This window comes from Lacticaseibacillus thailandensis DSM 22698 = JCM 13996 (assembly GCF_001436135.1).
GTDB lineage: Bacteria > Bacillota > Bacilli > Lactobacillales > Lactobacillaceae > Lacticaseibacillus > Lacticaseibacillus thailandensis.
The window spans coordinates 111,127-122,072 of the sequence record NZ_AYZK01000005.1; the positions used below are offsets into that span (position 1 = coordinate 111,127).

The following is a 10,946-nucleotide window of genomic DNA, read 5'->3' on the forward strand; positions in this document are numbered from 1 at the left end:
TTGCCCAGGAACAGCGGGCGGTAATTGCCAGTGTCGGGGACATGTGCGAAAATATGTTCGGTAAGGGAGGTGTGCATGTTGGCGCCATTATTTCGGTTACAAATACCCAACGATACGAGTCGCAAAATTATTCACGTCGACATGGACGCCTTCTACGCGTCCATCGAAATGCGTGATGATCCGTCTTTGCGTAGCCGTGCACTGGTGATTGCCCATGACCCCCGGCAAACAGGGGGCAAAGGGGTCATCACCACGGCCAATTATGTGGCGCGCCAGTATGGGGTCAACTCGGCCATGCCCGCCATTGAAGCGGTGCGTAAAGTACCACGCCGTTTGTTGGTGTTTAAGGACCCCGACTTTGAAAAATACCGGGCGGTGTCCGACCAGATCCATGCTATTTTCCACCAGGTCACCGACCGGATCGAACCCATTGCCCTCGACGAAGCTTACCTCGACGTGACGGATAACCATCGCTTTCCGACAACCATCGCCTTGGCCTTGTGGTTGCAGCAGACCATTGAGCGTGAAACGCGGCTTACATGCGCTATTGGCGTGTCGTACAATCGGTTTTTAGCCAAGATGGCGTCGGAATTCAATAAGCCCGGTGGGCGGACGGTCGTTACTCCGGGAATGGCGCAAGCCTTTTTGGCCCCGCAACCGATTGGGAAGTTCCGCGGTGTTGGCAAGAAGACGTTGCCGCGGTTGGAGGCATTGGGTATTGAGAACGGCGCTGATTTGTTGGCAGCGGATCCCGGTATGTTGCAGCGGGAGTTAGGTAAAGCTGGCTTCATGTTGGCACTGCACGCTCGGGGTATTGATAACCACCCCATCGAGGTCAAAGAGCGGAAGTCCATCGGCAAGGAGCGGACCTACAACCCACCGTTACAAAGTGCGGCGGCGGTACGCCAGGAGTTGACGATGCTGGCAGCTAAGGTGAGTGCCACGCTACGCCAGAAGCAACGGCACGGAACGACGGTTGTGTTGAAAGTGCGCGACGTCGATTTCAATACGCAGACACGGCGCACCACCCGTGAACGTTACTTCGTGGAGGCTGACGACATCCTAGCGGCAGCCTGGACACTTTATAATGAAGAAACTGACACCAGCGCGTCATTGCGATTAGTGGGGATTACCGTGACGGGCCTGGCACCGTTGTCGTTTGAAAATGTTGATTTACCGTTGCATTAGTGGTGAGTGATTTATGGCTACTGGTATAACTAGTGAGTCGGAAACCGCCCATAATTCGCTAAACGAGCGGCGTCACGGCGGGCATGGTATAATCATAGGTGGTGAATTTACGAGTACGGAGGCAATCATGATTCAAGAAGATATTGTTGCGGCCATTGCGGCTGCAGACCACGTTATTATCCATCGCCACCAGCGGCCTGATCCGGACGCTTTTGGTTCCCAGTGTGGGTTGGCGGCCATTATCAAGGCTAGCTTTCCCGACAAGCGGGTCCAGGTGACGGGGGCTGACAGTCCCAGTTTGGCGTGGTTGGCAACCATGGACCATGTCGAGGATGCCGATTACCAGAACGCACTGGTGATCGTGGTCGACACTGCGGATACGCCGCGCATCGATGACGACCGCTTTAACCAGGGCAAGCAGCTGATCAAAATTGATCATCATCCCAATGACGATCCCTATGGTGACTTGGCCTGGGTGGCACCAGACGCCTCCAGTACGAGTGAGTTATTGGTGGACCTAGTCACGCACGGTGACGGGCAACTCAAGTTGGACAATACCGCGGCCCGCTTGCTATACGCCGGCATTGTTGGGGACACTGGCCGGTTTATGTACAACAACACCACCGCCCACACGTTGCGGGACGTAGCATTATTGTATGGCTTCGACTTTGACCCATCCGCGGTGAACCAAAAGATGAATGAAGTCACGCTAGGCCAAGCCAGGTTACAGGGATTAGCCATTGATGAGCAGCACATGCGCATCAGTGCGCATGGCGCCGCCGTGGTGGTCATCAGTCAGGCCGACCTGCAGCACCTGGGTATTGCTGCGGATCAGTATCAGGCTGCCGTTGGTTCTGCCGGCCGCTTGAACGAAGTCCGGGCTTGGGCCATGTGTACTGAACAACCCGAAGGTAACTACCGCGTTAGTCTGCGCTCCAAGGGTGCCGTGATCAACGACATCGCGCGGGCCCACAATGGGGGTGGCCACCCACTGGCTAGTGGGGCCAAAGCCGCCGACCGGGCCGAAATTGACCAGATTTATGACGAACTGGATGCCTTGCTGGCGGCAACGCCCAAGGCACCATCAGAAAGTGAGTAATGCATGGAAAACAAATTTCAACAATACGCAATCAAAGATGATTTGATTGCCGCACTGAACCGGGATGGTTTTGTGCAACCAACGCCGATTCAGGAGCAAGTGATTCCGAAGGCGTTGCGGGGTAAGTCCATTGTGGGTCAATCCCAGACCGGGTCTGGCAAGACGTTGGCGTTCTTGTTGCCTATCCTCAACAACATTGATTCCGATGAAGATACCCTACAGGCTGTGATCACGGCGCCAAGTCGGGAGCTGGCTAACCAGATTTACAAGACGGCCACGGACCTACTGGCGGACGACAGTCCAGTACGGGTCGGCCGGTTTGTCGGTGGGACCGACAAGCAGAAGCAGTTGCGTAAACTCGAACACCACGCGGTGCACCTCGCAATCGGGACGCCTGGCCGGATTTTGGACCTCTTGCGTAGCGGCGCGTTGACCGGCTTTACGGTCAAGACGTTCGTTGTGGACGAAGCCGACATGACCTTGGACATGGGCTTTTTGAACGTGGTGGACCAGATTGCGGGTACCTTCCCGGAACACCTCCAGATGATGGTGTTCTCGGCGACGATTCCGCAAAAGCTACAGCCATTCCTGAAAAAATATATGCACAATCCATTGATGATCGAGTTGAAGCCCAAGACGGTAATTGCCGATTCTGTGTCCAACTGGGTGATCAGTACTAAGGGTCAGGATCCCAACCGGATCATTTACCAGTTGCTCACAATTGGCGAACCATACTTGGTCCTGATCTTTGCCAACACCAAGGAGCGGGTGGACGAAATTCACGCGTTCTTGAAGGCGCAAGGAATCAAGGCCGCCAAGATCCATGGTGGCGTTGAACCCCGCGAGCGGCGGCGGGTGATGAAGGCCGTTGCCCAGCAGAAGTACCAGTTTGTGGTAGCAACGGACTTGGCCGCCCGTGGTATTGATATTGAGGGTGTGTCCCACGTCATCAACGCCGAAATTCCGACCGACAATGAATTCTTCATTCACCGCGTTGGCCGGACTGGACGTAACGGGATGAGCGGGATTGCGATCACGCTGTACAAACCGGGTGAAGAACACAAGTTGGCCGAACTGGAACACATGGGCATCCACTTTGAACCCAAAGCCATCGTCCGGGGTGAAATCGTCCCCGGGCGTGAGTGGAACCGGCGCGCTACCCGCACCAAGAAGAACGAACGGCTCTCTGGCAACATCTACGGCATGCTCAAGAAGGAGCAGAAGAAGCATATGCCTGGCTACAAGAAGAAGGTGCGCAAGGCGGCTGAGAAGGAAGCGTGGTTCAACAACCGGGTAGAGAAGCGTAACGCTCGGCGGAACGCTAAACGTAAGAATAAGGCCAAGGGTTTGGACAAGGCATAGTAGCCAGCGTTGACACGCCCCCATAGCGTCACTATAATGAAACAGTTAGGATATGCCACGGACGAATGGTGCCCATTCAGGAAGGGTCGGTAACTGCGAAGACCCGAGCCCGTCGCCGTGGTGCTCCCTGATGCGAGCTGAATATAATCAATTAATGAAGTGGTTAACGACAACATCGTTGCAACCGAGGTGGTACCGCGCGTAGGCGTCCTCGGATTTGTAAGGATGTTTTTTGTTGCCAATCAGCTGGCAATGGGTAATATCAATACGGCACGTCGACCAGAAAGGCCGGCGGGACAGGAGAGTAGTCATGAAGCAACTCAGTAGTGCACAAGTACGGCAAATGTTCCTTGATTTCTTTAAGAGTAAGGGGCACGACGTGGAGCCCAGTGCGAGCCTGATCCCCAAGGATGATCCTACCTTGCTGTGGATCAACTCCGGGGTTGCCACGCTGAAGAAATACTTTGACGGGTCCGTGATCCCGGCCAACCCACGGATCGTCAACGCGCAAAAGTCTATTCGCACCAACGATATTGAAAACGTCGGTAAAACCGCCCGGCACCACACGTTCTTTGAAATGCTCGGTAACTTTTCCGTGGGCGATTACTTCAAGAAGGAAGTCATCCCGTGGGCGTGGGAATTTTTGACCAGCGACAAATGGCTGGGACTAGACAAGGATAAGCTGTACATCACGGTTTACCCTAAGGATACTGATGCCCTCGAACTGTGGGAAAAGGCGGGTGTGCCTGCCGACCACATTTACAAAGTTGAAGACAACTTCTGGGATATTGGTGGTGGTCCGTGTGGCCCCGATTCCGAAGTTTTCTACGACCGTGGACAGAGCTTAAATAACGTGTCCGAGGATGACCCCGAAAACTATCCTGGTGGGGAAAACGAACGCTACCTGGAAATTTGGAACATCGTCTTCTCTCAATTCAACCACTTACCAGACGGTCGCATCGTGGACCAGCCCCACAAGAACATTGATACGGGGATGGGTCTGGAACGGGTTGTGTCCGTGGTGCAAAACGCACCGACCAACTTTGAAACCGACTTGTTCTTGCCGTTGATCAAGCAGACGGAGGAGTTGTCTGCTGGTAAACACTACGGCGCTAACGCTACGGACGACGTGGCGTTCAAGATTATTGCGGACCATGCCCGGGCGGTCACCTTTGCGATTGGTGACGGGGCGTTGCCAAGTAATGAAGGTCGTGGCTACGTGCTCCGGCGGTTGATTCGCCGCGCCGTGGTGAACGGCAAGCGGTTGGGCATTGACCACGACTTCCTGTACCTACTGGTACCAACGGTGGGTAAAATCATGCAGTCGTACTACCCGGAAGTATTGCAGAACAAGGACTTCATTCAGAAAGTGATCCGGTCGGAGGAAGCCCGTTTCCGTCAGAGTTTGGATGCCGGCATCAACATGCTGGACGGTGTGATGGCCAAAGTCAAAGCTGCGCACGGTAAGCAGATCAGTGGCGATGACGCGTTCTTGCTATTTGATACCTATGGTTTCCCCGTAGAAATGACGGGTGAAATCGCGGCGGATAACGGCTTGACGGTCGACATGGATGGGTTCAAGGCCAACATGGAGGCGCAGCGGGAGCGTGCCCGGAAGGCCCGGAGTAACGCCCAGTCTATGGGTAGCCAGGATACGGTACTGATGGACATCAAGACTGATTCCCACTTTACCGGTTGGACTAGCGTGCACGAAGACAACGCGGTACTGACGGATATTATCCAGGATGACCAGGCCGTGAAGGTGGTTGGTTCTGGGGTGGCCCAGTTAGTCTTTGATAAGACGCCGTTCTACGCCGAAATGGGGGGCCAGGTCGCCGACTGGGGGACCATCAGCGACGCCCAGGGTAATGAAGTTGGTCGTGTTACTGACGTTCAGCACGCGCCGAACGGGCAGAACTTGCACCGGGTGCGTGTTGAGGGTGAATTGCGTCAGGGGGCCAGTTACACGTTGGCTGTCGATACCCAGCGACGCCACAAGGTGTCACTAAACCACACGGCGACCCACCTGTTGGACCAGTCGTTACGTAACGTGTTGGGTGAGCACACCCACCAGGCCGGTTCCCTGGTGGAGCCTAACTACCTGCGCTTTGACTTCACCAACTTTGGCGAAGTGACCCAGGACCAGTTGCGGCAGGTTGAGCGGATGGTCAACGAACAGATCTGGCGGGCCCTGCCAATTACGGCCAAGCAAATGCCGATTGAGGAAGCGAAGAAACTCGGTGCCATTGCCGTCTTTGATAATAAGTACGGTGATGTGGTCCGGGTCGTTTCCATCGGTGACTTTAACCAGGAATTTGACGGTGGGACGCACCCGCAGAACACCGCCGAGTTGGGGCTGTTTAAGATCACCAGCGAAAGCGGCATCGGTGCCGGTACCCGCCGGGTGGAGGCGGTCACGTCCAAAGAAGCGTTTGAGTACCTGACCCACCAGGCTGACCAGTTGGGTGCCATTAACAACCAACTGAAAGTCACCAAGGATGGAGATACGGTTGCTAAAGTGTCCGCTTTGCAGCAGGAACTCAAGGATGCGCAAAAGCAGATCGAATCCCTGCAGAGTAAGTTGGCCAGCCAAGCAGCCGCTGGTATCTTTGACCGGGTCGACCAGGCGGGCAACTTCACCATCATTGCTCAAGCCGTGAAGGTCGCGGGCATGAAGGAACTGCGCGAGCTGGGCGACCAGTGGCACGATAAGGGTAGCTCCGACGTACTGGTTTTGGCCACAACGGTTGGCGGAAAGGTTAACCTGCTGGCTGCGGCCAGCAAGGACGCCATTGCCCAAGGCGTGAAGGCTGGTGACCTGATTAAGGCCATTGCGCCGGCTGTTGGTGGTGGCGGCGGTGGTCGTCCCGATATGGCCCAAGCTGGTGGGAAAAAGCCGGCGGGAATCGATGATGCACTGAAGCAGGCGCATGATTGGCTTGCGGCCAAATAGTTGACCTGTTGCGATTGAAAACGCTAAACTTTTTGGCGCAAAGGGTTTGTACTTTGGCAAACCATCAAGTAGAATTGGGTTAGACGAAACGAATAGAGGTGTTGGGTATGAGTTCATTAGACGAAACGGTTCACTTCAACTTCCGGGACAACCACCCGAAGAACGTCGAGGACACATTAAAGACGGTCTACGATGCGCTGGAAGCACAGGGTTACGACCCGATTAATCAGATTGTGGGCTACCTGCTTTCGGGGGACCCGGCCTATATTCCTCGCTACAATGACGCTCGGAACTTGATTCGTAAGCATGAACGCGATGAGATTATTGAAGAGTTAGTCCGTCACTACCTGGGTAAGGAGAAATAATGCGGTTACTCGGTTTAGATGTCGGTTCTAAAACGGTGGGGGTAGCGGTATCCGATCTGTTGGGCTGGACGGCCCAAGGGTTAGAGATCATTCCCATCGACGAGGAACACGGTAATTTGGGCATGGGGCGGCTCAAACAGCTGGTGGCTAAGTATCAGCCGGACGGCTTTGTGCTGGGACTACCCAAAAACATGAACAATACCGCAGGCCCGCGGGTCACGCAGACCAAGGCGTACGCGGAACGGTTGGTCAAGAAGTTTCACCTACCAGTTGATTTTATCGACGAGCGCTTGACTACAGTTTCGGCTTACCGGGTGTTGATCGACGAGGCGGATGTGTCGCGTCGTGAACAGAAGCAAGTTATCGACAAGATGGCGGCACAATTTATTTTGCAGAACTATCTTGACGCACGGGGTAAGTTAACCCAACAGGATTAGCTTACGCCGGAATGGAGGCCACAATGGCAGATAAAAAAGACGACATTCGCCCAGGCGCGGACGACCAGCAGATTACGCTGATTGATGACAATGGTAATGAAGAATTGTACAACGTGCTGTTCACGTTTGATTCTGATGATTATGGGAAGAGCTACGTATTGCTGTACCCAGAAGGCATCGACGACGATGACGATGACGTCCAGATTGAGGCGTTTTCCTTCACACCAGATGAGAACGGGGATGCCAGTGCCGGTGACCTGTTCCCCATCGAAGATGATGACGAATGGAACATGGTCGAGGAGGTTTTAAACACCTTCTTGGCTGATGAAGACATGTAGTAGTCTGTCGACTAACCGGGCCGGAGCGCAAACGCGTTCCGGCCTTTGTCTGTCTGTACAGTTTTGTGTGGTTGTCATCGCTGCGTGGCTAGCATGTCCCGGGTAGCTGGGGGTTCCGTACTAACACCCAGAAGTTTCATCAAACCGGAGCGTCCCAGCGCACTAACCACGCACTTTTGCATAGGCACCCCGTGGCGGTGTGGTAGAATTAGGAACGATATTATATGCCTGCGGGCAATCACGGATGGGGAAAATATGTTAACACTGATAATTTTACTGTTTATCGCGTACAGCGTTTATGCTGGCGCACGCAAGGGGGCCATGCTCCAGGGTGTAATGTTTATTGGTTACGTGGTGGTTTTCCTACTGGCCAAACTATTAGCGGGGGTATTTAAGCCGGCCTTCGAGTTGTGGATTCCGTACCCGTCAGCGACCATGTCGAGCCACTTTGCTTTCTTTAGCCAGGCACTAGGGCTCCGGCTGGACGATAAGTTCTACCTAGCCTTTTCGTTCATGTTCGTGTTTGCGATTGGCTGGGTGTTGGTGCGTATTGCCTGCTTGTTAGTACAAGATTTGGCTTATTACCCAATGTCAGCTAAGCGTAGCCACTGGATTGGTGGCATTCTCGGCGGCGTGGGCGCCTACTTGTTTGTAGTGATGGTACTGTACTTGGCGGCCATGGTGCCGGTTGACGGTTTGCAGGCCGCGCTGGGCCATTCCTTACTGGCCAAAGTCATGGTGCCGCACACACCAATTTTCTCGTGGTTGCTCCACAGTTGGTGGATCGGTCAATGACATTATTTAATGGTTTAACGAAGAGAAAGGTTTTGTAATGAAGCACAAAATATTAGGACAACTGGAATTTGACCGCATCCAGGAAGCCGTGCGGGCCGAGGCCGTCACTGCCCTTGGGCAAAAGCTAGCCGGACGGATGCGTCCCAGTAGTGATCCCGCCAAGGTGCAACAACGCCTCGACGAAACCGCTGATGGGGCGACCATTTTACGGCTCCGTGGTGGCCTCCCGGTCGCGGCCGTCCCGGATATTACGACGGCGTTAAAGCGCGCCGAAATTGGGGGCGTCCTTGACGGCTCCGAATTTGCTGGCATCGTGCGCGTGCTGCGAACGGTGACGGCGTTAGATGATTTTTTGACGGATTTACGGGAAAACGTGGAGTTACGTCGTGTCTATCAGATGCAGGAACAACTCACGTTATTGCCGGGATTGTTGCGTGACTTGCAACAGGCCATCGATGAAGATGGTAATGTAACCGACGAGGCCAGCCCGGAGTTACACGGAATTCGGCGGCGAATGCAAGCCATGGAACGCGATATTCGCGAACGCATGGAGGGCTACACCCGTGGTAATTCGGCGCAGTACCTCAGCGAGCCCATCATCACGATTCGTGATGACCGGTACGTGATTCCGGTCAAAGCGGAGAACCGCAGTCGCTTTGGTGGGGTGGTGCATGATCAAAGCGCCACCGGCCAAACGTTGTTCATTGAACCGCAAGCAGTTGTGGACTTGAACAACCGGATGCGTGAAACCCAGGTGGCAGAACGCCAAGAGGTTATGCGCGTTCTGACTGACTTAACGGCTAAGGTGGCGCCGGAGACGGACGGCTTACGCGCTGATGCCAGCGTGTTGGGCCATTTGGACCTCATCAACGCTAAGGCGAAGTACGCTGCGTTAATCAAGGCCACGGAGCCCACGATTAGCGATGAAGGCATTGTGGACTTGCGGCAGGCGCGACACCCACTGATTGATGCGGACAAAGTCGTGCCGAACGACATTACGCTGGGTGGTGACTATCAGAGTATTGTTATTACCGGGCCCAACACTGGCGGGAAGACCGTTACCCTGAAGACTTTGGGGCTCCTGTCCCTGATGGCGCAGGCGGGATTATTTATCCCGGCCGCTGAACACAGCACGGTGAAGGTTTTCAGTAACGTCTTTGCGGACATCGGTGACGAGCAGTCAATTGAACAGAATCTCAGTACCTTTTCGTCGCACATGACCAACGTTGTGGCGATTCTCGGTGAACTTGACAAGGATAGCCTGGCGCTATTTGACGAACTGGGTGCAGGGACCGACCCCCAGGAAGGGGCGGCCTTGGCCATCTCCATTTTGGACGAGGTTGGGCGCATTGGGGCGTACGTGGTGGACACGACGCACTACCCCGAGCTGAAATTGTACGGTTACAACACCCCTGGTACCACGAACGCATCGATGGCGTTTGATATGGACACGTTGCAGCCGACGTACCGGTTGCAGATCGGTATTCCGGGTCGTAGTAACGCCTTTGAAATTTCTACCCGGCTGGGTTTAGACCAGGCTATTGTGGACCGGGCCAAGCTGCTGATCAGTGATGATGAGCACGACCTGAACAACATGATTGCGGACCTGGAGAAGGAACGGCAGGCGGCGGCGATGACCGATTCGGACCTGCAAAAGCAACTGGATGAAGCCACCAAGCTGCACTCACAGCTGCAGGCGGCGTACTCTGATTTGAAGATGCGGCAAGATAAGGAATTGCAGGCCGCCCGGGACAAAGCTAACCGGATGGTTGCGGACACCCAGGCTGAGGCGGACAAGATCATCAAGTCGCTGCGCAAGATGCAGCGCGGTGCGACGGTCAATGACGCGGGAGTGATTGACGCCCAGACGCGGCTGCACCAGCTGCATCAGGATACGCCGTTGGCGCGTAATAAGGTACTCAAAAAGGCGCGCAACCATGCAACGTTACGCGCTGGCGATACGGTGAAGGTGCTGCAGTACGGCCAGACGGGGACCCTATTGAAGCAACAGGGTAACCATGAATGGCAGGTGCAGGTCGGCATCATGAAGATGGCAGTGCCTGAGTCTGGCTTGGAAAAGGTGGCCACGCCGGCTACGGAGCAGCCGCACACGGCCCGGACGCACGTCCAGGGCGCGGGGAGTGGCCCGTCGACCACGCTGGATCTGCGTGGACAACGGTACGCGGAGGCAATGACCAACCTTGATAAGTACATTGACGCGGCACTCCTGGCCAATTATCCGACGGTCACGATTATTCATGGTTTAGGTACGGGTGCGATCCGCAACGGGGTTACGGAGTACCTCAAGAAGAACCGTAACGTAGCGCGCTTTGGGTACGCCCCGGCGAATGCAGGTGGCTCAGGGGCGACGATTGTGTACTTCAAGTAGAGAGCGAGTCACCACGGTTA

Annotated in this window: 9 protein-coding genes; all 9 read left to right on the forward strand. The window is 54.9% G+C overall.

Going from position 1 to position 10,946, the window contains the following annotated elements; translation table 11 throughout:
• The first annotated feature begins 75 nt into the window (after positions 1-75).
• The 9 genes from dinB (at position 76) to FD19_RS07835 (ending at position 10,926) form a co-directional block, all read left to right on the forward strand.
• Entirely contained in the window at positions 76-1,188 is a 1,113-nt protein-coding gene (gene dinB / locus FD19_RS07795; RefSeq protein ID WP_054750528.1) for a DNA polymerase IV, read from the forward strand.
• A gap of 127 nt (positions 1,189-1,315) precedes the next feature.
• Positions 1,316-2,287 carry a DHH family phosphoesterase gene (locus tag FD19_RS07800; protein ID WP_054750527.1) on the forward strand — a complete coding sequence of 324 codons (972 nt, stop codon included), beginning with the start codon at positions 1,316-1,318 and terminating at the stop codon, positions 2,285-2,287.
• Between the two features lie 3 nt (positions 2,288-2,290).
• The gene (locus FD19_RS07805; protein WP_056969619.1) at positions 2,291-3,649 is read left to right on the forward strand and encodes a DEAD/DEAH box helicase; all 1,359 of its coding nucleotides are present in this window, start codon (positions 2,291-2,293) and stop codon (positions 3,647-3,649) included.
• A 310-nt stretch (positions 3,650-3,959) separates the two neighbouring features.
• Positions 3,960-6,602, forward strand: a complete 2,643-nt coding sequence (gene alaS, locus FD19_RS07810) for an alanine--tRNA ligase (RefSeq protein ID WP_056969622.1) — start codon at positions 3,960-3,962, stop codon at positions 6,600-6,602.
• Between the two features lie 107 nt (positions 6,603-6,709).
• Entirely contained in the window at positions 6,710-6,967 is a 258-nt protein-coding gene (locus FD19_RS07815; protein ID WP_054750526.1) for an IreB family regulatory phosphoprotein, read from the forward strand.
• Positions 6,967-7,404 (forward strand): Holliday junction resolvase RuvX, encoded by a 438-nt coding sequence (ruvX, locus tag FD19_RS07820; protein ID WP_054750525.1) that lies wholly within the window; start codon positions 6,967-6,969, stop codon positions 7,402-7,404. The genes FD19_RS07815 and ruvX overlap by 1 nt, the downstream gene beginning before the upstream one ends.
• Positions 7,405-7,427: 23 nt before the next feature.
• Positions 7,428-7,742 carry a DUF1292 domain-containing protein gene (locus tag FD19_RS07825; protein WP_056969624.1) on the forward strand — a complete coding sequence of 105 codons (315 nt, stop codon included), beginning with the start codon at positions 7,428-7,430 and terminating at the stop codon, positions 7,740-7,742.
• A gap of 255 nt (positions 7,743-7,997) precedes the next feature.
• Positions 7,998-8,537, forward strand: a complete 540-nt coding sequence (locus FD19_RS07830) for a CvpA family protein (protein ID WP_056969626.1) — start codon at positions 7,998-8,000, stop codon at positions 8,535-8,537.
• A 37-nt stretch (positions 8,538-8,574) separates the two neighbouring features.
• Positions 8,575-10,926: an endonuclease MutS2 gene (locus FD19_RS07835; RefSeq protein WP_056969628.1), complete on the forward strand. Its 2,352-nt coding sequence runs from the start codon at positions 8,575-8,577 to the stop codon at positions 10,924-10,926.
• Positions 10,927-10,946 lie beyond the last annotated feature (20 nt).

What these genes read in the sequence shown, in the direction of transcription:
- FD19_RS07830 (WP_056969626.1), top strand. Translation starts at nt 7,998, where the DNA reads ATGTTAACACTGATAATTTTACTGTTTATCGCGTACAGCGTTTATGCT.
- FD19_RS07815 (WP_054750526.1), top strand. Translation starts at nt 6,710, where the DNA reads ATGAGTTCATTAGACGAAACGGTTCACTTCAACTTCCGGGACAACCAC.
- alaS (WP_056969622.1), top strand. Translation starts at nt 3,960, where the DNA reads ATGAAGCAACTCAGTAGTGCACAAGTACGGCAAATGTTCCTTGATTTC.
- FD19_RS07825 (WP_056969624.1), top strand. Translation starts at nt 7,428, where the DNA reads ATGGCAGATAAAAAAGACGACATTCGCCCAGGCGCGGACGACCAGCAG.
- ruvX (WP_054750525.1), top strand. Translation starts at nt 6,967, where the DNA reads ATGCGGTTACTCGGTTTAGATGTCGGTTCTAAAACGGTGGGGGTAGCG.
- FD19_RS07835 (WP_056969628.1), top strand. Translation starts at nt 8,575, where the DNA reads ATGAAGCACAAAATATTAGGACAACTGGAATTTGACCGCATCCAGGAA.
- dinB (WP_054750528.1), top strand. Translation starts at nt 76, where the DNA reads ATGTTGGCGCCATTATTTCGGTTACAAATACCCAACGATACGAGTCGC.
- FD19_RS07805 (WP_056969619.1), top strand. Translation starts at nt 2,291, where the DNA reads ATGGAAAACAAATTTCAACAATACGCAATCAAAGATGATTTGATTGCC.
- FD19_RS07800 (WP_054750527.1), top strand. Translation starts at nt 1,316, where the DNA reads ATGATTCAAGAAGATATTGTTGCGGCCATTGCGGCTGCAGACCACGTT.